Consider the following 25,123-nt stretch of genomic DNA (forward strand, 5'->3'; position numbering starts at 1 on the left):
CCATTAAGGATTAAAAGGAGAAAAGCTAATAAACTCCCAATCTGCTGTATAATATGTTTTGGTTTGTATCCATTTTTCAGGATTAAACAACCAGTATCGTCCAGTTCCCATAGTAGTTTCTAAATCTTCAGTGTTTTCTTGATCTAAAACTAATGTTGTACTTCCAGATAATTGTAAAGCATTTCCATTTTCATAATCAATAAATAACAATCCAGATTTAGGGCATTGTAAGAAGTTACCTAGAGTATTAAACAAATTATTACCAATATAATCAGGGATTTTTAAGATATCATTTTCTAAAAGCTGAATAAAACCTTTTGGTCCGCCTCTATGAGAAGCATCCATATTACCATGTTTATTTACACTTCCTAAGAAGAAAGTATCAGCATTAGTAATCCAATTTCGTTGAAAATCGTTTAAAATAGTTCCTGTAGTTTGTTCACTTTTAACGCTTGTGTTTTCTTCTGAAATTGATAATACGCGTTGTTGTATGTATTTTGGACAATTAGGATAGGCTTCAGTTATAGAAAATATAATCGTATCATTTATAATTTCAGCACTGGCATTCATTCTATATCGAGTGCGAGAAGCAGTATCGATAAATAATAAACCGACATTAGTATTCGTTGGTATGTTCGTTAAAAAAATATCTTTTTCATTACGTTGGGTTTTATTTAAAAATATGTCTAACTGTTTTGGATTTTGAACTTTAATAAAACCTTTATTGCCAATAATCATTGATGTCCAAATATGATTTTCTTCATCTGTAGTACTAATAATAACAGTGGTTTGTTGTTCTATAAATGGAATTAGCTCATTTAGGATATGATCTTTTAATAAACGTTCTACTAATTTAGGTGGATGATAAGCTTTATATTTTTTTTGAAGTTCTAATTCACCTTTATGAAATGGCTGTCTCATATTATTGTTTTTAGTGTAATTATTTTTATTACAGTTTTAATTAAAAAAATTAGAAACTATTTTTAAAAGTTTCTAAAGTTGTTTCTTCTAATTTTAAAAGAATAGCATTGTCAATTTCTTGATATAAACTATTAAGTTTAGTGTTAATTTTTTTTCCAACCTTACAAGTTTTATCTGGAGTTTCACTTCTTATTTCAAAAACATGATCATCTTTTTTTATAGCTTTAAAAACATCAGCGAGTAAAATTTCACTAGCATTTTTAATAAGTTTTACTCCTCCATTTTTACCTTCTTTACTTTGAATTAATTCGGCTTCTTTTAATTTTCTTAATTCTTGTCGTACTAAAACAGAATTTATATGAATACTTTCTGCCATTATTTTTGAAGAAATCCATTTTTCAGGAAACATAGCTAGAAGTGTCATTATATGTAAAGAAGTGGATAGGCTGCTTTTTACCATTTAATGTAATTTAAAATATTACAGTTTAAAAATACTATAATTATTTTAAAAAGATAATTTCAATTGATCTCCTTCAGAAATGGCTTCCCATTGAGTACATAAATGATCAAATTCTATTTTTAACTCTTCAATAATTTTAAGATTTAATTCAGGTATTTGAACATTATTTAAATTATTTGCTTCCCAAGTAACTAAAGAAATATAGTCATCAATTTTAGCGGCACCAGAACCGATAGCTTGTAAATTTCTTGTCATGATTTCAGCTAATAAAGCTTCTTGCTCTAAGTTTTTAATAATTTCTTTATCAGATAATTCTTCAATAGACATTCCTGATTTTATATTACCGTAAAAACCTTTGTTGAATTGAAACTTTTTTTCGATGACATAATGAGCTATATCATGATTTGGAAGATTCGGACCTAAATTATAGCTTGTAAAAGTCTTGTTTTCTCTTTGACATGTTAAGGTATTTCGATCTTTTCCTTTTGTAATAATTATTTCCATAACAGTTTAATTATGATAAATATAATTAATTACTAAGATAAGTTATAAATACATTGTTCTCGTATTTTCCAAACGGTTTCAAAATCAAAAGGGATATTATTGTTTTTAATCCAGTTTTTCATATATTCTTTATGAAACTGAACTTTGTATTCTGCAACTTGATTTGGAGTGATTTCAATTTCTGAAAGAATATCATTCTCAATCCTTATAATTGAAGATGAGCTAGATGTGAAATCAAAACGTTTTTCTTGTATAGATAAATAACAGTGTGCTTCAGGTACAAAGTCTAGATTATTTTCTACTAATACATTTCCAATACCAGGAGTGTTTTTATGATTCATTTTATAAATTCCTAAGATCAAACTAACATTAGGAATCTGATTTACATCTGCTAAAGCTTTTAAAAGTGCATGTTTAGAACTACAACTTCCTTTTTTTTCAGATAAAACTAAAGAAAAATCATATCTATTTTCATTTCTACCATAGGGTAAATTTGCAATAAACGAGGTTAATTCATTCCAAGAATGAATATTTAATTCTTTAGCTAAAAGCGTTAACTTATCAGTAGAGTTTAATGTATGATTTTTATGGAGAGTCACTTTCAAAGTAATTTAATTCAGAAATTTGTAGTGATCTTTTTTAGTTTGATGTAAAGCAAGAATCTCAAAATGTTTTTTATGCATCATATCTTCTTGTTTAATTTCTTTTAAAGTATCTAAAGTTTCAAAATTCTCAATAGAGAAAATAAGATAACCATGATTAGATAAAGTATCGAAAAGATCGTTTCTTTCACCTTGATCTAAATATCGATAACATTCTACCATTAATGCAGGTTTATAAGTGTTTAAAATGTCTGGAATAGTTTTTAAAATTTCTTTGTCATAACCTTCTGCATCAATTTTGATTAAACTTAATTGTTGAAGCTCAGTAATATATTTTTGAGTTAAATAATTATTCAAATTTTTTCCTTGAACCTCTAGTGTGTAGTTATGTTTGTGTTCTTTTTTTTGTATTTGAGACAAAAAACCACCATTACAAAAAGAAGCATCACTATAGTTAAAAACGAATGTTCCTTCTTTTTCTGTAACAGCAAAACATTCTGGAATTATAGCAGTTGTTTTAGGATTAAGTTCAGTGTTCTTTTTTAAAATTTTAAACACATAAGGATTAGGTTCTATAGCTAAAACTTTACCTTGTTTACCAACTGCTAAACTCATAGGAATTGTAGTGTCTCCGGTATGAGCGCCAATATCTATAATAAAACTGTTTTTAGTTGTAATAGACTTGTAAAAATTGATGTTTTCTATTGAAATCTTTTTAGGTTTCTCTAAAGGATGCAACCATTGTGCATATCGAATATGACCAAATTGAGGTACTTGAAAATCTTTTATTTCATAACTATATTCTTTAAAAGTTTTCTTTATCGATTTCTTCTTTAATTTTCTTTTGATATAGTTAAATAAACTCACTATAACTATGCTTTCTTTTTAGGATTGTAAATGTAATTAAAATGATAAACCTGAGAGTTACTTACGTTTAAGTAATACTTCTGAAAAAGTGCTTATTGAATTAAACCGTATGGATAAATCGTATAATTATTGTCCATTAAACGTTTGTATTTCTTTTGAAGCTTATGAAGGCTTAGTTGTTCACACACTGCTTCCATATAATTAAATAAAATGTATTTGTGAACTGAAGTAATATTTGTACTATCAAATTCTTTGTCTATTGCTATTACTTTATCGTGAGCAAAATGGTTAATATTGGTATTGTATTTTTTGAAATAGTTATCATCCATAATAATTGAATCCATAATAAGTTTTAGTTCAACTATAGACCGAATTAAGAAATGATCTGGTAAATTTTCATAAAAACTTAATAAATCTTCCAGATCACCACCCCATTTAGGTTGAATAAATTCTGTGTAATGTAAATAAGGCCAAATTAATTCTGGATTACTTTTTGAAACTTTATGAAAGGCATTAGTTGCAGAATGACTATTACTTAAACTCATATACAAACGAATCTTTCTTGCGTTTAATTCTGGAGTAAAAAAAGAGTTTTCAGGAATTTCACTGAAGATTTCTTTAGCTTCTATTAAATATTCGAAAAAACTTTCTGCATTTTTTTCAGAAACATCTTTTGCTAATTTATGACTCCTAGCAATCCATGCTAAGTGTAAGTAAAAAACACCTAAAGTAAGTCTAGAAAAATCGGTATTCTCGCTAGTATGCCAAGTCAAAATATCCTCTTCATTAAGAGATAAAGCTAAATGATCTACAATTTGAGTGATATCATTCAAATCTTGTTTAAGAATATAATTTTCTATTTGATCATAGTTTTTATTTTTTATCCAATTTTCAATTTCTTCAGCAGATTGTAAACCTAAAGAGTATTTTCGTCGATGCTTTTTTTTACTTTTTTTGTATGTAGCAATGACGAAATAAATTAGAATTACAACACAAAGTATAACTATGGGGTTATTCATTTTTAGATGATTTTTGGATAAAAATACTAAGATTAATTTTTATTAAAGCTTTGTTGATAACATAACAATTTCAGTGCAAATTCACCTACCTAATCTTCTTTTCATAAAGCGTATTTGTAGATAAGGCTACTTTTTTAGTTCCTACATTTTTGAAACCTAAATTTTCATAATAACTACAGAGTTTACTATTATTACTATCGGCATCTAAACGGATGTAATTATAGTTTTCTTTTTTAGCTTGATCACTAATTTGCTGAATAATTTTAGCACCTAATCCTTTACCATTATATTTTTCTCTAATTACTAATGAATGAATATATTTTGCAGGAACTTCTTGTTCTCCCCAATACAAAGTATCTTTAGTCATAATTCTAACCATTCCCATATTTTCATCTCCATTTTCAATGAAAAAGAATTCTTCATTTTGAATTCCTTCTTTCACCCAATTAATTTTTTCAATAGGTGGATTTTTCCAGTATTGCCAGTGATTTATATTTTTTTGATGAATCTTTTCAGCTGTTTCTTTAAATAGCTTTAAAACAGAATTTGTTTGTTGAGGTGTAATTCGTTTGAAAGAAATATTCATTTCATAAGTTTTAGAAAATGAAAATACTTAAAAATAGCATTAATATTACTAATGATAAGTTTAAAATATTACACTTTAAATCTTTTTAATTCCATAAAAATTGATATTTTTATTGTGATTAACCACAACCTCCTGCAATAATGCATTCATACGATAGTATAAAAGAAAATGCTGTTACTAAAGACAGTACAAACAAAAAAAAGCAAACAGCTCAATTAAAGGATAATAGATCAAGTTCTGCAAAGTTTACGGAATTACAATCGAATGTAGATAATAGCGCTAAAGTTGTTCAACAAAAAGAGAAATCAGAAGCAATTCAAGATGCAACAGTACAAAGAGCAGAGAATAAAACAGGTTTACCAGATCAGTTAAAGTCAGGAATAGAAGCTTTATCTGGAATCGATATGAGCGATACACGTGTACATTACAATTCATCTGAACCTGCACAATTACAAGCGCATGCGTTTGCACAAGGTAATAATATTCATATTGCTCCCGGACAAGAACGTCATTTAGCTCACGAAGCATGGCATGTTGTACAGCAAAAACAGGGTAGAGTTAAGCCAACAACTCAACTTAAAGGAAAAACTCTTGTTAATGATGATCAAGGTTTAGAGAGAGAAGCAGATATAATGGGAGCTAGAGCAGAATCGATCACACAAAAGAAATCCAATGAGGTTCAAAAGAGTACAGTACAAAGTAAAACTGTACAGCGTCAGGTAGCAGATTGGAATGCTGCAGTGTGTGCTAATGGAACTACAGTGTATCATAATACAAGTCAAGATTCTGCAGTAAGTTTAGTAACTGATGGAGTTCGTCAAGTTGAAAATGCTTGGGGAGGAGGTATACTAGGTGCAGGTTTTTACACACATAAAACTAGAATGGGAGCAGATGTTTATGGAAACAGGTTTACTCTTCAATATAGAATAACTGCTGCTTTAACAGGTCAAGTCGTTCCAAGAGCACTCATAGCTCATGGTATACCTGGCGGTACAGATTATGTTACTGGTAATGATTTTTTAACAAATGAAGATGATGCTAATGAAGTTAAATTACATTCTGGGAATCATTTAGCTTTTGTTGCGGTAAGAGATAATAGAACAGGAGTAAGTTACAATAATGCAGCTGCATTTATAAATGCTATAATGCAATAGACTTATTAGTTTTGAAAATAATATAAAAAGACCGAGATGTAAATATGAAATTCTTGGTCTTTTTTATGTAGGATGTTAAAGTGATTATTCATCCACCTTTGTAAACTTACAACGGTATGCATTCACAACACCTTTTATAATTTTAAATAAAGCCTCAATTAAAATAAGAATACCATAAAAACCAACACCATGTTTCCAGTGAACTTTCATATGGAGTACATCTGCTTTGTAAATTTGTTCAATTCCAATGATGATTAAACCAATTGAAGTAATTAATTTGATATAAGGATTATCTACAATTTTAGAAATATAAGACATTGTTTTTTGCATAGGAGCACTATAATTTTTTAAGTAATAATTGTTTTAAGAGATATCTACGTCTTCTTCACCGGCATTATCAAAAGATATTGAACCTAGCCAAAGACATTTACAGGTACTTCCATCATCAAGAGCATTCATGTTATTAATAAATACATCAGCAATTCCAGGTGTCCATGGTGTTACAGTACACGGTACACATGGAGCAGTTGTTGTAGCACCACTACTAGATGCAATTACAGATGAAACTGTTGGATTTGTTGTTGATGAACATTCACCAAACGATAAAATATTTACTAATGGAATATAATCGTTAATTGTAGCAGAAGGCATACTATCAGAGTTTACCATATTTGTTGGTAATACTGTAAATGTTGACGATGCTGATCCGAAAGAACATGAAATAGATGCTCCACTACACGCTAAATTTGCCATAATTTAATTTTAATTAAGAGTTTTATTAGATTTCTGATATTCTCTTTTAATACCAGTCATTATATTTTTATAATTAATTTTCTTTTCTCCTCGTTCTGCTGCTTTTATTGCACAATATCTGAGTATGTTTAGCATTTCTCCTCCAGATAATTCGTGATTTTTAGCAATTTCATCCAAAACAATTTCTCCTTCGTCAATTTCAAAAGTATTAGAAAGCATATTTTTCCATAAGGTTCTTCGCTCTTGATATTTTGGTTTGGTAAAGTGAATTGTATTTTGAAAACGCCTTAAAAAAGCTTCATCAATATTGGATTGTAAGTTAGTGGCTAAAATGACTAAACCATCAAAACTTTCTATGCGTTGTAATAAATACGCTACTTCCTGATTAGCATGTCTGTCATTAGATGAATTTGTATCTGTTCGTTTACTAAACAAAGCATCTGCTTCATCGAAGAATAGAATCCAGTTTTTAGATGCAGCTTTATCAAACAATTGACCAAGGTTTTTTTCAGTTTCACCAATGTACTTTGAAACAATCATAGACAAATCAATTCTAAAAACAGGCGCTTGAATAGATTTTCCTAATAATGTCGCAGCAAGAGTTTTTCCAGTTCCCGGTGGTCCGTAAAACAATAAACGGTATCCTGGTTTTAAATTTTTATTGAGTTGCCAATCTTTTAGAATTAACTGACTGTGTTTAAGCCATAATTTTACTTCTTCTAATTGGTTTTTTGTGGCTATTTCTAATACTAAATCATTCCAATTTAATTTTGTTGTAATTTCTTCAGCAGGAAATTTAGAGTTATATTTTGGAATATGTTTTTTATGGGTAATTAATAAACTTAAAAACTCCTCAGATAAAACTAAAGGTTCATTTAATAAAACAGGAAAATTTTGAGCTTTTAAAATTCCTTCTTTATACAATGAGTTTTCTTCATAAATAAAGCTCATAAAATTCATTCGAATAGAAATATCATCAGCGCCGCCAAGTAAAAAACAAACCGTTTCTAAAGTAGGAATAAAACCATGTTGGCTCTCATCTTTTAATCCACCAAATTCCGAAAAATTAGCATCTATAGATTTATTTTTCAAAAGAAATAAATCTAAACTTTGAGGTTTAATATAGCGAGCTAATGTAACTACTAAGATTAATCGTTCTTCAAAACTTAAATTATGTTTTCTTAAGATTTGAGCATAACCTGTGTTATCATTTTCTTCAATATACGGTAAACCAATTTCTTTAATATTATTATATGGAGTTTCATTTCTAAAATATAAAGCTAACCCCGTTTCAATAACAGTTTCTAACCAATTGATATCTTGTTGAAGTGTAAGTGTTGTTTTTGCTATTGTCTCCATATCGTTTCCAATAATTTTTCCATCCAGTTTAACTTTAATTGTCCGATAGTCCACGGAATATGATCTAAAAGCATATCAAATGATTTTTGTTCTACCACAAGAACAAATTTTTTCTCTTCTTCTATAATGCTTCCAGGTCTTATCAAAAAAGACATTCTTAATCCTTCAACAGAAGTATTACCTAAAGTACTCCATTGTTGAATTATTGCTTTTAGCATACTGTCGATTAAATTTTTTTCATCATCTGTTAGTGAAATTTCAGGACCTAAAGGTTCGTAAATATCTACACCACAAATTATTTTATTTAAGAGTAGTAAATGTTCGCCGGGGTTAGTATTTCCTGTAACAGCGTATTGTAAAGCATACATTCCTTTTTGCTTACTGGCTTCATCTTTAAAAATTCTATTTTCTGTTAATCCCATACGAGAAAATAACATTGGGATATATGGACCTAAAATTATCATTCCAGCATTTTCAATGTAAACAGCACCTTCCATAGAGCGTTCTTTTTTAGAAGTTAATCTTCTGAAATCTCTATTTTCTTTTTGTTCAATATTTGTATTTGCTTCAAATAAAACGCTTAATTCTGCATGTATTTTTTCTGAAATAGAATTATTGCTTAGAACTATTTTTTCAAGTATGTCATCTTTATCAATAGTATTGTTTTCTAAAGTAGATAAACTACTGAAAAGTAAAAGACTCCAGTTTTGAATTGACCAATTTTGTGTTCCATCTAAAGCAATTTTTAATATAACTTTATTGATGAAAAATCTCCAAAGATTTTGATACTTAAGAACAGAAATATGTTTTTTAAGTTGATTAAAAATTTCAAAAACTGTAGTTAATTTTGATTGATCTGCTAGAGAAAATAATGAAAGCAAAAGTGTTTTTTGTTGTTTAGCATTTACTTCTTCAACAAATAAAGATCTAAATGATTTTCTCTTTAAATGAAAATAAAGTTCGTTAGGATTTTGTTTATGAATTAATTTAAAAATAGAAATGATTTTCTCTGCTTTTGATTCTAATTTACTTGAATCCCAAGTAGTATTGTTTTCTAATTTTATGAATTCATTCTCGTATTTGCTTTCTATATCAGGAATTTTATTGTCTAGAATTTCTTCAAGTTTCTTATAGATTGATGAGGTTGATTTCTGATCTTCTATTCGATAATAGACTAATTGATAAAAATCCGTTTTTGATAATGTTATCGTTTGTGTAATCTGTTCCGTCACAAATTCAATTAATGCAGTTAATTGAAAGTTTTGATGTTTTTCAAGAAAAACAAAAAGTATTGCATTTATATTTTTACCAATTTTTTTAGGTAGAATTCTAGTTCCAAAAATATCTTTTTGTAATACGACTTCTATTAGCTTTTTAAATTCAAAGATCTCTTTTGTGTTTGAAGAATATCTATGGCTAATAAATATTTCAAAGCTTACATCTGTTAATACTTCAAAAACTAATTTTTTATGAGAAGAATTTTGAAACCATTTGCTGAAAAACTCTGGTTTAAAATGTAAAACTTGATTGATGATTTGTTGTAATTCTTTTACATGGAGATTTTTATTCCACCAAGGCAATGTTCCTTTTTGAATAAAATATTGAACCGTGTCTAAAGCATATTGAAGTGTGCTATTTTCTTCAATTGTATTTGCTGTTTTTTCTTGTGTAATAGTGATTAAAGTATCTGTGATAAATTGCGGAATATCATAAACAGATTTTTTTTCAATCAATTTAAAGCTAATTTCTTGCAATGTAATTTGATACTTTTTAGCAAAAACAATTAATACTTCTTTAATACTTTGCTGTAAGTTTTTATGATCTCGATTAAATAGTAATTGTTTAATACTTAAGACTAATTCTTTGTAAGCAAATTCAGAAATAACATTTTCGCTAGGTTCTGTATGATAAACATCTTCATTTTGAATGAGATGTTCTGCTTTAGTATTATTTTTAATAGCAGTGTAAGATTCTGCTATAGTTTTTATTAACGTATTTGCTTTCTGATCTAACTTTAAAATATTTTTAATCTGAATCAATTCAGAAATAATTAAATGAACATGTTCTCCTTTTTTATCTAATTCATCTAATCGTTGTTGTAACCATACTAAGAGAACATTATTACTTGTACTTCGGTTTTTTGAATAGGTTTCTAAAAATGAGATGATTAATTTATATGTAGATATTTGATAATATTGCTGATAAAATTCTTGTTCAAATTCTTCAAAACTAATTTTACTTTTTTCCGTTATATACGGATATAATTTTGCAATATATTTTTTAGAGTTTACAGTGTTTGTGTTGTAATTATTCTGTTCCTTTTTGAATTGATGTGATGTTATATTTTGAACAAATGATCGTACAGTTTCTCTTGAGTTTTTTATTGGGTTATCAGCATAAAAGCCTAGCATTTCTATAAAAGTACGATCAATAACAAACGATTGTATGGTTTGGTTTAAAAACTCATGAATCGTGTTTGTTGATTTATTTTTTACAGCAATAAAAGTTTGTAAAATGATACTGTTTATCTTGGCTGTAAGTTGTTGGAATGTAATTGATGGTAGAGAAAAACTTGTTGAAATCTGATTTAATTCTGAAACAAAAGTTATGGTGTTTTGAATAATCGAGTTTGAACTTTTTTTAATGAAAATATCGAGGATGTCTTTTCCAAAAAATTGAATAAATAATTCAATATTTTTTTCATCTAGTTGAATAAAAGAAAAGAAAATAGTTTCGAATAAAGTTGGTTTCTCTTTTATTAAAGCATTTATTTCTCTTTTAAAATGTTGTAAAGAAGAAAAGTCGCTTTCAATAGGTAAGCTTTTATGCGTTAAGAAATATTTGAAAGTATCTGAAAAATTAAGTTTAGATGTTGTTTTTACTATATCATCGAAAGTCAATTCTTCTTGTAATTGCACAATGATTTTTTCAAAGTTTGCACTTTTGTTATTATTCTTTAATTGAATACCTGAAGCAATTTTACGGAGTAAAACAGTGTAGGACATATTATACTTTGCCGCTACTTTTTTAATTAAATATTTTAAAAAACTTTTCTGGTTTGTATAACCTGTAACTTCTGTAAAAATATAAGCTAATATAATTTCCCAAACAGCATTTCTAAAATAACTTTGGTGTGTTTCGACTAAATGATGTTTTTTTTGATAATCGATAATTGTTCTTCTCGATTGATTAATAAAAACACCTTCTTCATTCTTTATAGCAACAACTAACTCTTCTAGCGGAGGATCTTGTAATTGAGATATTAATCGTTTTCTAATACTTTCTTTTTTACCTTCTTTTTTTAAATCAGTAATTAAAACTTCACGATCTTCTTTTAAAGCTTCAGATAACAAAACAATCGGGTTTTGAGATGATGGAACATCCCATTGTAAGTATCCATTTCTAAGAAAAAACAAGAAACGATCTGCATATGTTTTATGTATAAATTGTCGTTTTCCTTGTAGTAAAGTTCCGCTATATGTATTCTTTTTTAAAAAATTTGAAAGAGCTTCTTCTATTTTATAACCTAACTCACGATCAAAATTTGCCGCAGAAATACTTCCCAAATCCAATACAATTTCATCGTATTGATCTAAATATTTAGGAGAATGAAAAGTATCCATCACTTTAAGTAATATATTTTGAATCGTATGTTCTTGAAGTTGACTTACCCTAGATTGGTAGGTGTAACTTTTAGAGGCATCATCTAATTCAATATGATACTGCTGACTTTTTATGATATGTGTTTGATCATTTTTCAATCTTCAGTAGTTAACTTTTGTAATAAAATAATTAGCTCGTAAGCATATTCGTTAATTTCTTCTTTAACAGAATTTTCTGGGTTTTCAATTTGTAAGAGTTTTAACCATTTAAAATAAAAGGTTTCAAAAACTTGCATGTCATTATAATACAACCAATAAATGTCTGATCTAATATGAATTGGTATTTCTTCGTAAACTGTATTTTCAAAGAATTTTTGAAAATTTTCATTTTGAAAACGAACAGGCCAAGAAGGAAGTAAAAAACTCATTCGGAAAGAAAAGAAATTTTCATCAACACGCTCTGATCCATAATACACATAACATGTGGTTATTGATTCTATGGTTTCTTTTTGAAGTTGATTTCTTATATTTTTAATTTTTTGAATTTCTTGTTCGGCTAATTCTTTAGTAATGAAATCATTTTTAGAAACAGCAATTGTTTTTCCATGAACAGATTGTATCGAAAGTTTATATGCTCCAACAATAGTTTCTGTTTTAAAAGTTAATTCTTCGGAAGTTAAACCATTAATTAACTGATCTAAAAATTCATCTCTATTAGCAAAAGTTGTTTTTTCAGGATGTGTAAGAATACAAGTTAACGTAGTATCAAGTAAAGATAAATCAATTTCAAAACCAAAATGATTTTCAAAATAAGAAGGCAATAATAAAACATGTTCTAAAGCAAAGAAACCTTCACTTTCTCTGCTTACTTCAGTAAGAAACTCAACAGTTTTTTCTATAGTTTCTAAAGCAGCTTCTTTGCTATTAACAATATGGGCAATGTTAGATTTTGTAGTTTCTCCTTTATGTAAAATATAATATACTTCGTCTTCTATATTTTCTTTAATGGTATAGTTGTTAATTGCAATACCATTTTTTAAAACTTCATTTAAAAGTGTTTCTTCACTACCAGCATAATGCATGGTTTCAAAGAGATTTTCTTCATCTTCACTATTTTTAACCAAGTATGAAATTTCATCAATTTCAATAAATTCTAAAGGAGTTTCAATTGTAATTTCATGAAAAACAATATCTATTTCCTCTTTTTTAGGATGAATATCTATCCCAGAATTGGTTACAATTTCAGAAAGCGATGTAATATGTGTATGATGAATTGCTGTAAGAATTGCTATTTTTTTAAATATTCCGCTAAAACTTATTGCAACATTGTCTTCGTCGATAACTTCATTGTAAGTGTAATTGAAAGATTTCCCTCTATTATAACTTATGGCATCATATTCACTAACAAAATCTTGCTTAATAGTAAGTAAGTCGTTTTTGAAACTTTCGTCAGGAATAATTCCTTCATAACTATTCTTGTTGATTTTACTTAACGAATACATTTGAAAAGCTTCGTTATATCTAGCTAATAATTGATCTGCTATTTTATTTAAACGTTCAGAAGCATGTTTATCAAAAAATAAGTTTAAATCATTCGTCACAATATTCCAATATCTAGCAGTTTCCTCTGTGCTAAAAGTAGTATTAACAGGTTCTATTAATTCTATAATTTCTTTTACATCGGGTAAGGTGTTCGTAAAATAAGATGCACTTACATTTCCATGAACATCGTATAAATTATAAATATTAGAAAGTTGTGCTAAAAAGTTAACTATCAGTTGATCGAAAGGCAATAAATACGCTTTTAATTGTTTTGCTTGAGCTTGTCGTAGTGGTGTTGCATTACTACTTATTCCACGATCTCCAATACCATAAATTTCTGGTAATTGTTTACGAATTGGAAAATGATAATTGATATCTAAATTTTTCCCAGTCGGTATAGGAATATTATTTTCTGAATTAGATGCAGCTTTAAATTTACTTGCAGTTAAAGCTTGAATAAAAGAGAGTTGTTTTTTTGTGTCTTGTAAATCTGGTAAAAATGTAATTCCAGAATTTTCGAAAACTAATTTTTTATTTGATGAAGGAAAAGCGACTCTTACAGTTGTGTTTTTTGGAACGGTAAATTGATCTTTTATCGACACGATTTCGTGAGTATTTTCATCTCGATAATTCAGCGAAAAGTAATTGATGTTTACAATGCCAGGAAGTGTAGCAATGGCTTTAATTACTTCAGAAATATTTACTGTATTTAGAGGTTCTTTTAAACTTTTATCTTTTATAAATCCATTTAATAAATTGGGTCCATTAAAAATTTCATTTGTAGATAAACCTTCTTCTTGCAGTTGGCTTAAAGAATGATAGCTAATTTCTGGCGCTAAATGATTGTTTACGCAGTGTAAAATATTAGCTAATGCTTCTTCAGCGTCCACCATATCAGAAAGCACAATTTCACACTCTATATTTAATAGTAAAGGTTTGTATATTTCTATAGCGTATAATTCTTCACAAAGATTTCTGTTTTCATGATAAATTTTAACAATGTCATTTATCATTTTTTCATTTTCTCTTTCCTCAAGAACTTTGTTCGTATGATATTTACTTTTTTCTACATAAACATGTAAAAGTCCTTTAATATTATTTAGCTCTTTATCGTAATTATCTACAGGATAAATCCAAATGTTTTTTACATTCTGAATTCGATCAATCCAAATTTTTCGGTAATCATTAAATGTAATCGGACTTGTAGTTAAGATATCAGAAGCGGTAAAAAAACCATTATCTCCAGAAACTAAAGGCTCTTTTTTAGAAGAATGTAAAAGATCTTCTACAGGTAAATTTGCTTTATATGCAACTTCAGTTATCGCATAAGATATATTTTCGAGTAAGGTTATACCAGGATCGTGTTCATTATAGTCAGTCCATACATCACCACAAAGCTTTTGAAGAATCTCCAAAGCTTCTTTATGTAATTCTTCATAAAGACTAGAACCTTTTTTCTTTTTAGAAATGTATCCTTTGTTATTCATAAAATAGTTACGCTACTACTTAAAAAGTTCGTTCATTTGAGTGTCCCACAATTTGGTGATATGATATTTTATATCAACATCATCACCATAATTCGATTTTGTTTTTAACTGTAGTTTGTAGTTATAAGTAGATCCTGTAAAACGAATTGCTATTTTATTCCAGAACCAGCCGTAATGAGCCTGAGTTTTTCTGATTTTATGATGTGATTTACCAAATGTGCTTACAGCGTGAGCGTGTAATAAAGCATATCTGCCAGATTTTTCTTTTCCAACTTGTGCCATAATCTCAAAAGCAACACAACCATCTAAATTGGTAAGAATATCATGCCATTGCCCATCTGCAGGAACAGTAGCTATTTTATAAGTTCCTACTCGTGTATTTGTGCCTAATGTTCCATTTACTTCTAATGTTGTTTTAGGTTTACGAGTTCCAATACCAACTTCTCCAGTTTTTTGAAAAGCAATTACATTATTATGTTCTTTTTCTGTTATCGGAGCTATAATAGAAAGTGATTTATCATCTTGCTGATTTAAATCGATGCTCCATTGTGGTATATCATCTTCAACATTTTGATAAAAACTCATCACGCGATTCGATTCTTTTCCTTCAGGAGAAAGAATTAAACCATCTTCTTCGGTTTTAGAAATCCCGTCATCTACTTTATTTACCATCGAATCAATTAGGCTAAAGAAATTGCTTTCTTTAGGTCTAGCACCAGCGGTAAAAAGTACTTTAAGGCTCTGTCTGTTTAATAACTTAATTTTCAATGTTTCTATATTTTGTTGAATGGTTATTCTATATTAAAATTTAAAATAGTGTCGATCTTTTTTTCTTGAATAGTAACTACCTTAGGTTTTATCTCTTGAGTAATTACTGAAGTAGGAATTGTATTTTCTTCCTCAGGGAAATCATGATCATCTGCAATAATATAATCGACTCCTATTCTGAAATTCTGGCTTTCTATTTCTTCAATAGTTTCATCTTCTAAAATAGAAGAAGTATATATGTTATGTTTTAATTTAGGTACTAACATCGACCAAGGTAACGTAGGTTGTATTTCTTGATTTTCTTCGTAAACTTTTAAAGAAAAATCATCGGTACCTTTTTTAATAATATGTTCTATCTCTAATTTTTTAATGGATTGAATGTAGGATAGGTTTTCTAAATATGTTTTTAAAGTTCTTGGTACAATACTGCCTCCGATTCCAACTGTTTTTTCTTTGTTTTTATTGGAAACAGGACATAAATATTCGTTTAATTCTTTATTCAATTGTTCGATATAATATCCGCCTTGATCATCTATGTCGAATTGAACAACACAGGTAACCAATAACCATTCTGGAGTTGGATTTTGGACGTTTATCTTAATGAATGAATTTGATTTAGTTTTTATGAATTGTTGAATTACGAATAATTCATTGTTATTAAAATAATGGTGATTATCGTATTGCCATTGTTTGGATAAAACAACTAAAGTTACTTTACCAGCTTGAGGTTTAAATTGCGCATTTTTATTAGTGCATTTTACAGTAGCAATTTCATGATACTGTTGTAAAATCAAATGTTCATAGTCCCAGATAGTTAAAGCTCGATCTTTATGACGAATTCTTTCACTAACTTCTGTATAAAATAATTCAGGAATTGTTGGTGTTTTTCCACCAAAAGAAGATTGAGGTTGAACAACCTTTTTTATGTCGGCAATCTTCTTGCCTAGTTTAGTAATATTTCCAGCTTCAACTTTCTTTCCAATAACATTTTCATCGTTATTCGTACAAACTGCAACGACAGCATTTGTATAAATGCCATTGAAAGTAGGGTATTTATATGCGTCGTGTAAAGCAACAAATCTAAGTTCGAAATTGTCGTAATTCATTTCGTCAGTAAGACGAGGAATTAAGATTTCAATAATTCCAGAAGCACTTAATTGATGAGTACTATCTGAAATGATATTTTTTTTAGGTAAAGTAACCCAACGATCTGCTTTTTTATATTCAACGATTAAATTATTAGCTCTTTCAAAATTAGTTGGTGTTGAATTATTAACATCAAAAAATAAAGAAATTGAAGTTTCAGAAGCTACTTTTTTTAATTTAAAATATAAATAACCTTCTCCTTTAAAATCTGTTACTAATGTGTTTTTATAAACTTTACTATCTGCAACGATTTGCTCTTTTCCAAAAGGAGTAAGATGAATATAGTCTCCTTTTAAAGAACTTGCATTTCCGTCGTAAGCATTATTAAAATAGATGACATCTTTTGCTGTATAATTTAATGTAATTCCTTTAATTTTTGGAGAAAAAGGAATATTTGGTAAGGCTAACTCCGTATTGTTTTTAGCATTGTATGTTGCTATTTGAGTATATTCTTTTTGATACAAATCTTTTCCAAAAGCATATTCTGGATCAGAAAGTGAAAGTTTTAAGAATCCGCTATTCGTGTGGATGTTGTACGGAATTGGATTCGTTAATTTATAATTACGAGCTAATTGATATTTACTTAAATCCTTTAGTGTAATCCTCGTCTTATTTACGAGTTTTTCTTCATTATATCCTTCTGGACTAATTACACTTTGAGTTTCAAATAGCGAAAATTTTTCACGATCTTTTTTTTCTAGAGGAAACCAATAACCATCTGACAAAGCTGAAGCAGTTACTTGAAATGAGTTGTTGTTAAACTCTTGTGAATATGCATTATAATATGATTCAAATCCACCGAAGTCAGAAGGAAGATTATCCCAAGAAATAATAATATCTATATCTGTGATTTCTTTCTGATATAATTCACTTTTACCAATGAGCAGTGTATCTCCAATTTTAGGAGTTGGGCTAAAAGCATAAAAGGGTTTACCTAAAGAAACTTTACCCATGTTATTGTAAATAGACAAATCTTTAATACCACTTACATGAACATCTATAGTCAGCATTTCTACTTGTAAGCCTTTAAAAAAAGAATAGGCATAAATTGGAGCTAATTCAGAAAGTTCAACTTTAAGCATAGGCCATGTATATGCTGTTTCTACAGAAGAAATTGTAACAGGCGGCATAGTATTACCTAATTCAAGGATAATAGTAAATGTATTTTCAATTTCATCAAATTGCACATAATACCTTTTAACTTCGATCCATTTTTCTTTACTGGTATATGAAATATTGAAAGCTTCTTCGAAAACATCATTAAAAATAACATCTAAAGGTAATCCTTGATTAGAAGCCATTTCATTTAATAATTTCCAAAATGTTAATTCAGAAGAATCTTTTTCTAAGAAAAAACTAATCTTTATTTCTCGTTCACCTTCTTCTAAAAATAAAACTTGAGAACCAATAATAAAACCTATATCTGCGGTGTTTTTTGGAGATACTTCAGAGTCTACAATTGAGTTTTCATCGGCACCAAATAATCCTTTGTTATCTGTTACTTGTGGTTTCCCGTTACTAATAAATTCATGTTGTAAAATATTAGCGATGGTTGGTTCTTTAGTACCTATTTTAATAAAGTTACTTTTATTTAAATATAAGTTTTGTAAACTGTCTATAACAATAGGAGAGGTGAGTAGTGGCTTAGTGGTTTCGAATACAATATTTTTTTTGCTATCGAATAACTTTCCAGCTAAAAGAGTCGTGTTTTCAGGTATTAAAACTCCTTTAGATTTAGGAGATAATTCAAAACAAACTACGGTTTGTGTAGGAATTCCTTTATTCGGAGTTTGTAGTAAAATATCTTTATAATAAAAATCCAAATGTTTTTGGGCAATGCTATTTATCTGTGTTTGAATCTTATTAAATAAGATGGCAAAGGTGATATACATTGCATTATTTGGCATATGATTTTGTTTAGAAAAAACAGTTTTATGCAAATACTTTCTTGTAAAGTTTTGAATATACACTACCATTTTTCTGAAGGTATGTGCAGTTTCCTCTAAATCGAATTCTCTATTTGTATGACTACTTGTGTAGTTTTTTAGGGAGTTTATAAAAGGATTACAAAGGTAATTTTCTTCTATAGTTTCAAGAAACTCTTCTAAAGTAACTTTTTTATCCCATAAAACCTCTAATAATACATTGCTTATTTTATTAGCAATAGTTGTTTCGTTAAAATGGAGAAGTGTATGGTACCATTGTTCTATTTTTTTGTACCAACTCAGTAAAATAGCAGCGATTTCTTCTGCAATTTTATCCTCTAAACGTAAACTATCTATAGGTTCTTTTATTATTCCAATGATGTAAATTACTGGATCTTGTTCTATTAAACTTCTCCAGTTTCCATCAATTTTATTTTCTGTTGTATAAAAATTAATATGTTCTACATAGGAAACAACATACGCTAAGAGATCTTCAAATGAACGATCGTCTATCTCAAAATCCGGATTAAGGAGTTTGTGATTAATTCTCTGCTGTTGTATAGTTCCTTTTCTTCTTTTCATCATCTATAATCTAAGCTAAAAACTATCTATTGTTTATTTTTTGCTCTATGAAGCGCAACTAAATCTGCTAAGTTTGTAGGTTGCTTTACTGGTCTTTTATATAATTCTGGTATATCAGTTCCTTCAATTTTGTAATACGGGAAAACCAGATTAAAACGTGTGTTTGTTGATGGGATTTTATAATCTAAATTAATTTTAATAACTCCATCTAAATATTGAGTTTCATCAACATAAACTTTAATCAATTTAATCCTAGGTTCAAATCTTAAAATAGCAGTACGAATCATTTCTGTAATTAGATGAATTCGAGAGTTTGATATAGATTCGAATAAGTATGTATAAATATCACAACCGTATCTTGGTGTCATAATTCGCTCTCCTATTTTGGTATTTAGTAAGATTTTCAACGATTGTTGTATATCTTTTTCGTTAGAAACCATTTCTACACCTAAAGAACTTTCTTTATGAAAAGTAGGAGGAAAGCTCCAACCAGTTCCTAAGAATAAATTATGTCTTTTTATATCTTCTTTTTTAAACTTCATGCTTAATTAAGGTTTACTGTTGATCCGCTAATACTTGTTGTTCCACTACTACTTACATCAGTACTGCTATTACCGCTAAGCGTTAACGATTCAGATGCAGAACCAGAAAGTGAAGCAGAACTACTAATACTGATATCATCACTATCTGAAGTAATTGAAACAGAAGCGCCTTCTATACTTATAGCATCAGAGGCTTTTAAAGTCATAGCAGAAGCACTTTGAATTGTAATTCCATCACTATTCATTAAAATTTGATTACTATTTTGATCTGTAATAGTAATGGCTTCATCTTGATCACTTAATACTATGGTATTTCCGTTAGGAGTAAGCATCGTCATGACAATGTTTTCATCATCAAATTGTACTTGAAGTTGACTTCTTGTAATCAGAGCTTTTAAATTATTATCACTATCGGCAGGAATAACTGTAGACGCTGCAGGTAATGCACTACTATACATACTTCCTAAAACTACGGGATAAGCTGGATTTCCATCGATAAAACCTAAAATTACTTCATCATTTACTTCAGGAAAGAAATAGGCACCAAAAGAATTACTAGCATAAAATGAAGCTAAACGAGCCCAAACAAATTCTGTCGTATCGTTTAACATCGGAATTTCTACTTGTACTCGATATTCTCCACCATCTTCATCATAAACATCTTGTACAACGCCTACTTGTAAACCTTTAACATCGATTAATGTTTCTTTTATTTCTGGTTCAGATGGCGCTGATTTTACTTTTTGGTCATGAAATTCTGGAGGTATTCCAATTTGAACTTCAGTAATCCATTTTCCGCCACTTAAATTATGATGAACACTAGATACATAAGCATCACCATTAAAGGAATCTCCTAAACCAGTTAATGATATTAACGTGTTTGGTTTTACTTCTGCAGATCCGGGAAATGTAATACTTCCACGAAATTTAGACATGCGTAATCGTAATAATAATGCATCGGATGTTTCTTGAGTTTCTTCTTGCGTAAACGGAACAGAAGTAAATATTGTTCCATCTGTATCTGTTACAGCTTCTAAATCAGATTCTGATGCATCTCCTTGTTCATTAGTTGTAGGTTCACTAGCTTCTGAACTTACAGATTCTTGGTCTGATAATGACCATGAATTATAAGTAATTGAATTTAGTTGTTCTGTAGCTTGTAGTTCAATATCCATTTCAATGATATCTCTACCATATTTGAGTTCTAAAACAGCTTCAGTATCTACAGAAATTTCGCTGATAGTTAACGTGCCACTATCAGTAACTACTGCCATACCATTTCGTTGTGCTCTACTTACAATGAAGTCCCAATCTGAAGCTTGATATTGAATAATTTTTTCCTTAGTTACATTTGTAGCACTAATGTCTGCATCAACTCCTGTATTATCTACAATTTGTTGAATAGCATCACTGTCTAAAGCATCAGAAAGTACAACTTGACTTTTACTTTTTACTAGAGAAACTAAGGTGTCTTTACAACTGATTTGAAATGTAGTGCCAGAATCATCTACTTTAATAGATTGTTTGGTTACTTCTCCAGAAAAAATAGTGGTAGTGTCATTAGCATATCCTAGAGAGATTTCAATAGTATTACCGATATCAAAAGTTGAAGCATCTGCAATTTCAAACATTTGGGTAGAAGGATTACCATCTCTAACAGTAATTTGTGCTTGAGCTATAGTGTCAATTTCTTGAGTGATACTTACACTCATAACTCCATAAGAATCTGGAATTGCATCACCTTTAGAGGTAATGGTAAATGAAACTAAATTGTTTCCACTTATTATTGGTGAACTTGCCATAATTACGATTATTTTAAAGGAGGTAGATATAATTTTGTACCTGGACTTAAATCTCTAAAATTTAAAATATTGTTATATGCAGCTACTTCAGTATAGTAATTACTATCTCCGTAGATTTGATAACAAATAAGAGGCAAAGTATCTCCTTCTTTGATTTCTATATAGTGTGTTAAATCTGGAGATTGATTGTCTGCTTCTGCAGCTATATCGTCTGCTGAAATAGAGCTTTCAAAAGCTACACTTAATTTCGCACGTAATGGTGTACCATCGCTTTGGAATAGTGTGTAAGAAATATTTAAAGAGGTAAGTTTACATTTAAAAACTAATGTTCCCCATGAAAGAATTAAATAATTGGGTTCATGAATACTACCATTATAAGTAAAACAAGTACTTTTAAATTCATCTATTTGATCTGAAACGGAAGTCGAAGATGATAATAAACTACTTAAACTACTCGTGCTAATTGCTCCTGTTGCATCAAAATAAATATCAAAAGATACTTTTTCTGGTGGAGTTCCTTTATACCAAGTTGAGGTGCCGGGAGAACCAACAGGTTGAAATTTGTTATACTCTATAGTATGATCATGAGTATATGAAGCAGGGTTAATTTGTACAGTACAACTGTCGCCTGTTTCACTAGAAAACTCATTGTCTGAGTAAGCAGTTATAGTCATTAATTCTTTCGACATTTATCGTTCTTTTAGTTTTTGTAATTGTTTTTTTACTTCTTTTTTACAAATACTAGCTATAGTTTCTTTGATGGTACTTGTATCTAAAACATCAGATTTTGGTGTTATAGATTCTTCTACTTTTACCTTTATTATTAATTCTCTAATCTCTATAGGCATAGTTTAAATTACTAGTGAATAATCGTATGATAACTCTAAGCTTTCTATAAGAATTTCATTCTTCATAGAATCTAAAGGAGAAAACTCCCATTTTACTGGCCAGGCATTAATAAAACTCCAGTTTTTTATAGGGAAACTATCTTCATCTAACAAACTTAAAATAACAGTTTGAGTTATTATTGAAGAAGACAATCCTCCACCAATTGTAGCTTCACACCATAATGATAATGCAGAAATACTTGAGGTAACACCACGTTTTAAAACCAAATTTTGATATTTAGCTCCTGTAGGAACTCTATGTTTAAAGCGGTTCTCGCCACCTTCAGTAATTTCTTCAATACCCATTTCCATAGACATACCCGATACCTCTTTAAAAGAAGTATCGGCTAAGCCTAATTCTAAAGGAAATGTGAGTCTGAAATAAAAACCTGGTAATGGGTAATCACTCATAAATTTTAACTATTTGCAATAGTTAAGCCTTCATGAGCTAACTCTAAAGTTTCTACAGCAACCTCATTTGCTTCAGACTTTAAATCTGTACCAGTAATTTTTGTTGGCCAAGCATTTGTTAAAGTCCAAGTCATAGTTGGAGAACCTGATTCATCTAATAATTTGATAACTACAGTTTCTCTCTTAATAGTGTTCATTTTAATGGCATTATACCAATTCCAGAAATTATTATCTTTTACAAAAATTCCTTTTTTAAGAGTTACATTACCGAATTTAGCTAAGCCTGGCATTTTAATTGTGCTGAAGGTTTTACTATCTCCATGTCTGTATTCTACAACTTGTGTTTCTGTATCTAAACCAGAAACTTCTTGAAATGATGCTGTGCTGTCTTGAGACCCTAAACTAACTGTGAAATAAAATTTAGTTAATGGCCAAATTGACCCTTGTGCTGATCCGTCATCTGCCATGATTGAATATTTTTAAATTGATTAATTATTTTTTGTTTCTAACTTTAATTTTTATCCTTTTTGCATTTCTTGTTGGAAAGTAATTTCAATGAATTCCGCAGGATGAGAAACAGCTACTTTTACAGCAACAATCATTCTTCCGTTTAAAATATCGTCTGCTGTCATTGTACTACCTAATCCTACAGTTACAGAAAAAGCGTCGGCAGGTTTAGGACCTACTAATCCGCCTTGGTTCCATAATCCTAATAAGAAATTAGAAATCATACTTTTTACAGATACCCAAGTTTTAGCATCGTTTGGAGCAAACACATAAGCACTTGCAGCTTCTTTTACAGATTGCTCAATGTAAATTAAAGTTCTTCTTACATTAATATATCTCCAATCGTTAGAATTTCCATCTAGAGTTCTTGCACCCCAAACTAAAACACCTTTTCCAGGGAATGAACGAATTGCACAAACAGATTTTCCATCCAAAGGCATGTTTAAATCTTCTTGAGCTTTTAAATCAATTTTAATAGATGGAGCAATTACACCTTGTACACCAACATTTGCAGGAGCAACCCAAACACCTTCATTGTTATCTACAGTCGTATAAATACCAGCCATAGCAGCACTTGGAGTCATTAAGTTTAAATGCTCTAACATATGCTTTAATAAAAGTTTATATGAAGAACTTAAGTTTTTAAGTACAGCATCTGCTTTATCTCTAGTGATCCCGTCTGCTCCTGGTTTAGCAGCAAATAAAGCATTAATGTATTTTACGATAGGATTTGGAGAACTAGTTCCTGTTTTAGGGTCTACAATATTAGGAAATTCAGCATTTAACATTGCTTTTACAGTAGTGTAACTTCCTTGTGCAATATTGTTGTATGAAATATCTGTTAATTGATTTACAGTGGTATGTAACCAAGGGTAATACACTGCCGCATAACTGTTAAACTTTGGTAACGTTGGTTCAACAGCATTTCTGAAAGCTTCTACACTTGTAGTTCCTACTAAAGGCTCTGAATATCCACCAGGTACATCAAGTAAAGCAACTCGAGTTGCTAGAGCTCCACAGTGATTAATTAACTGTCCTTGTAAAGTATAACATAAAGCATACTTTTTTGCTAATTCAGTTTCAGTAGGATCCATTAATTCTACTGAGTCTGGAATAACAATCATAGTAGGCTCAGTTTCTTTTTCTAATACAGTTAAAGCATCTGTGAAAGGATCAGTAGATGTTAATCCTGTTAAAGAGTAATCGTAAGCACCTGTAGATACAACATAACAAGTACCACCACCATTTTCATAGAAAAATTTGATAGCACTGTATAATCTATAATTTACAGTACTAGTAGCTAAACTATAACCATCAGCATCGATAAAAAAATCTGGTGTTGCTGTAGTTGTAGTATCAACTTGTGGTGTTGTAGCTTTTGCAGCATCACCTTTCTTCTTTGAAGCATCTGGAGTAGCTGCTTTAGGGGCAGGAGCGTTAGCTGGTACTAAATTTACATTAAATTGAATTTGTGGAGGTTGACTTCCGAAGATTGCATTAAACTCGGCAAGTGAAGTAACTCTCACAGCTTTGTTTACAAGATCTTTACCATTGTAACTCGTCTTTCCCGTGTATCCTATAAATGCAGGAATCGCGGTTGGAACAGGTACAACAGCATTACCAAAAGCATCCAATTCTTGGATGTAAACTCCTGGTGTTTTCATTTCTGTTACTGACATTCTTCTTGTTTTTAAAGG

General features: G+C 29.4%; 22 protein-coding genes. 1 reads left to right on the forward strand and 21 read right to left on the reverse strand.

From position 1 onward, the window contains the following. Positions 1–3 precede the first annotated feature (3 nt). The 7 genes from AQ1685_RS04360 to AQ1685_RS04390 all read right to left on the reverse strand — a co-directional run bounded on the left by AQ1685_RS04360 (position 4) and on the right by AQ1685_RS04390 (position 4,959). The gene (locus AQ1685_RS04360; protein WP_095069797.1) at positions 4–921 is read right to left on the reverse strand and encodes a pyridoxamine 5'-phosphate oxidase family protein; all 918 of its coding nucleotides are present in this window, start codon (positions 919–921) and stop codon (positions 4–6) included. Between the two features lie 49 nt (positions 922–970). Further along, a complete protein-coding gene (locus AQ1685_RS04365; protein WP_095069799.1) occupies positions 971–1,381 on the reverse strand; it encodes an RrF2 family transcriptional regulator in 411 nt (136 codons plus the stop codon). Between the two features lie 45 nt (positions 1,382–1,426). Next, entirely contained in the window at positions 1,427–1,885 is a 459-nt protein-coding gene (locus AQ1685_RS04370; RefSeq protein WP_095069801.1) for a hypothetical protein, read from the reverse strand. Positions 1,886–1,917: 32 nt separating this feature from the next. Further along, a complete protein-coding gene (locus AQ1685_RS04375; protein WP_231970249.1) occupies positions 1,918–2,484 on the reverse strand; it encodes a hypothetical protein in 567 nt (188 codons plus the stop codon). A 12-nt stretch (positions 2,485–2,496) separates the two neighbouring features. Next, positions 2,497–3,354: an FkbM family methyltransferase gene (locus AQ1685_RS04380; RefSeq protein ID WP_095069803.1), complete on the reverse strand. Its 858-nt coding sequence runs from the start codon at positions 3,352–3,354 to the stop codon at positions 2,497–2,499. A gap of 92 nt (positions 3,355–3,446) precedes the next feature. Next, positions 3,447–4,373, reverse strand: coding sequence for a hypothetical protein (locus AQ1685_RS04385; RefSeq protein WP_095069805.1), 927 nt, complete (start codon positions 4,371–4,373; stop codon positions 3,447–3,449). A gap of 85 nt (positions 4,374–4,458) precedes the next feature. Continuing rightward, positions 4,459–4,959, reverse strand: coding sequence for a GNAT family N-acetyltransferase (locus AQ1685_RS04390; protein WP_095069807.1), 501 nt, complete (start codon positions 4,957–4,959; stop codon positions 4,459–4,461). A gap of 140 nt (positions 4,960–5,099) precedes the next feature. On the opposite strand from AQ1685_RS04390, the gene AQ1685_RS04395 reads away from it, so the two are divergent. After that, positions 5,100–6,113 (forward strand): eCIS core domain-containing protein, encoded by a 1,014-nt coding sequence (locus tag AQ1685_RS04395; RefSeq protein ID WP_095069809.1) that lies wholly within the window; start codon positions 5,100–5,102, stop codon positions 6,111–6,113. An 84-nt stretch (positions 6,114–6,197) separates the two neighbouring features. Here AQ1685_RS04395 and AQ1685_RS04400 read toward each other — a convergent pair whose 3' ends face one another. From AQ1685_RS04400 to AQ1685_RS04465, 14 genes are read right to left on the reverse strand one after another with little or no spacing between them, the layout of a single operon-like run. After that, complete coding sequence (locus AQ1685_RS04400) at positions 6,198–6,443, reverse strand: hypothetical protein (protein WP_095069811.1); 246 nt, start codon at positions 6,441–6,443, stop codon at positions 6,198–6,200. 33 nt (positions 6,444–6,476) lie between these two features. Continuing rightward, the gene (locus tag AQ1685_RS04405) at positions 6,477–6,866 is read right to left on the reverse strand and encodes a DUF4280 domain-containing protein (RefSeq protein WP_075342965.1); all 390 of its coding nucleotides are present in this window, start codon (positions 6,864–6,866) and stop codon (positions 6,477–6,479) included. Between the two features lie 9 nt (positions 6,867–6,875). Next, positions 6,876–8,225: an ATP-binding protein gene (locus AQ1685_RS04410; RefSeq protein WP_095074998.1), complete on the reverse strand. Its 1,350-nt coding sequence runs from the start codon at positions 8,223–8,225 to the stop codon at positions 6,876–6,878. Continuing rightward, a complete protein-coding gene (locus AQ1685_RS04415) occupies positions 8,213–11,986 on the reverse strand; it encodes a contractile injection system tape measure protein (protein ID WP_095069813.1) in 3,774 nt (1,257 codons plus the stop codon). Before AQ1685_RS04415 ends, AQ1685_RS04410 begins: the two co-directional genes overlap by 13 nt. Further along, a complete protein-coding gene (locus AQ1685_RS04420; protein WP_095069815.1) occupies positions 11,983–14,856 on the reverse strand; it encodes a hypothetical protein in 2,874 nt (957 codons plus the stop codon). The genes AQ1685_RS04415 and AQ1685_RS04420 overlap by 4 nt, the downstream gene beginning before the upstream one ends. Before the next feature lie 15 nt (positions 14,857–14,871). Continuing rightward, positions 14,872–15,624, reverse strand: coding sequence for an adhesin (locus AQ1685_RS04425; protein ID WP_157730090.1), 753 nt, complete (start codon positions 15,622–15,624; stop codon positions 14,872–14,874). Positions 15,625–15,647: 23 nt separating this feature from the next. Beyond that, positions 15,648–19,277: a hypothetical protein gene (locus tag AQ1685_RS04430; RefSeq protein ID WP_095069819.1), complete on the reverse strand. Its 3,630-nt coding sequence runs from the start codon at positions 19,275–19,277 to the stop codon at positions 15,648–15,650. A gap of 26 nt (positions 19,278–19,303) precedes the next feature. Then, positions 19,304–19,819, reverse strand: a complete 516-nt coding sequence (locus AQ1685_RS04435) for a GPW/gp25 family protein (RefSeq protein WP_095069821.1) — start codon at positions 19,817–19,819, stop codon at positions 19,304–19,306. Between the two features lie 2 nt (positions 19,820–19,821). Continuing rightward, entirely contained in the window at positions 19,822–21,621 is a 1,800-nt protein-coding gene (gene vgrG, locus AQ1685_RS04440; RefSeq protein ID WP_095069823.1) for a type VI secretion system tip protein VgrG, read from the reverse strand. An 8-nt stretch (positions 21,622–21,629) separates the two neighbouring features. Beyond that, entirely contained in the window at positions 21,630–22,310 is a 681-nt protein-coding gene (locus AQ1685_RS04445) for a CIS tube protein (protein ID WP_095069825.1), read from the reverse strand. Next, entirely contained in the window at positions 22,311–22,469 is a 159-nt protein-coding gene (locus AQ1685_RS04450; protein ID WP_157730091.1) for a DUF5908 family protein, read from the reverse strand. A gap of 3 nt (positions 22,470–22,472) precedes the next feature. After that, entirely contained in the window at positions 22,473–22,919 is a 447-nt protein-coding gene (locus AQ1685_RS04455) for a phage tail protein (protein WP_095069827.1), read from the reverse strand. Between the two features lie 5 nt (positions 22,920–22,924). Next, a complete protein-coding gene (locus tag AQ1685_RS04460; RefSeq protein ID WP_095069829.1) occupies positions 22,925–23,386 on the reverse strand; it encodes a phage tail protein in 462 nt (153 codons plus the stop codon). Positions 23,387–23,437: 51 nt separating this feature from the next. Further along, on the reverse strand, positions 23,438–25,105 hold the full coding sequence (locus tag AQ1685_RS04465; RefSeq protein WP_095069831.1) for a phage tail sheath family protein: 1,668 nt from the start codon (positions 25,103–25,105) through the stop codon (positions 23,438–23,440). Between the last annotated feature and the right edge of the window lie 18 nt (positions 25,106–25,123).

The sequence above is a fragment of the Tenacibaculum jejuense genome (assembly GCF_900198195.1).
Classification (GTDB): domain Bacteria; phylum Bacteroidota; class Bacteroidia; order Flavobacteriales; family Flavobacteriaceae; genus Polaribacter; species Polaribacter jejuensis.